1 protein-coding gene is annotated in these 809 nt (G+C 34.5%); it reads right to left on the bottom strand.

What is annotated here, in order from left to right; genetic code table 11:
* Window positions 1-344: 344 nt before the first annotated feature.
* Window positions 345-581 carry a hypothetical protein gene (locus HNS40_RS22520; protein WP_172284957.1) on the bottom strand — a complete coding sequence of 79 codons (237 nt, stop codon included), beginning with the start codon at window positions 579-581 and terminating at the stop codon, window positions 345-347.
* Between the last annotated feature and the right edge of the window lie 228 nt (window positions 582-809).

The raw sequence follows: 809 nt of genomic DNA, 5'->3' as shown, positions 1-809 counted from the left end.
TAAAAAAGGCTATAATTTCAATCTACACTAAATATTATGCCTTGTGAAGCAAAACATCAATTCATATTTGCTACTCTTTAATCCGAACTCTTTATTCTGATTCTCCCCATAAAAATTAACATGAGCCGGTTTTTATGCATAAAGTTGATTCAAAATGAAGTGGTGATACCTGAATTTTGGTTTCAAGTTTAGGTTAAATTTATGAAATAATTTTCGAAAACTAAATGGTTTATAGGATTTTAAAGCTTGTGTAGATGATTATTTAGTTTGTAAAGCTTTCCATGCTTTCAAATATTTTTGAGGAGGCATAATAAAAACCGACCCAAAGGCCGGTTTTTATAGAATTACTCTTCAATTTTATTATCAGGTACCTGATTTTTCCATTTAGCATAGCCATAAGCACCAGCTGTAAATAATAGGATAACAATACCACTCCCTACAGGAGCACCACCCCCAACAGGAGTATTTCCTCCACTGGGTGTTCCTTGCCCATTATTAGGTGGAGGAGGAGTTTGAGCAAAAGCAAAAGCGGTGAATATGATAAATGCTGCTGTAATGGATATTTTCTTTATGTTTTTCATTGTTCTTTGGTTTTTTGCTTTTTCGATTTCCCCGCCCCCAATGGGGAGCGAAAAAGCAAGATTCTAATAATCATAATATTTCATCTGTCCACCCCTTGGGGCATTAGCGTTAACTTAAGCAAAAAGCTCTTTCAATTTGTTGCTCAAAATTTAATCGATTTTTCCTTTTCTCATAAGTACAATACCTTGATAATTTAGCTAATGAGTCGCCTGGGATATTTGGGCTGT

This window comes from Lentimicrobium sp. S6 (genome assembly GCF_013166635.1).
In the GTDB taxonomy this organism is placed as follows: domain Bacteria; phylum Bacteroidota; class Bacteroidia; order Bacteroidales; family UBA12170; genus UBA12170.
This window is presented reverse-complemented; position numbering and strand designations above follow the sequence as displayed.

Coding starts and splice junctions, on each gene's coding strand:
- HNS40_RS22520 (WP_172284957.1), bottom strand. CDS start 581: ATGAAAAACATAAAGAAAATATCCATTACAGCAGCATTTATCATATTC.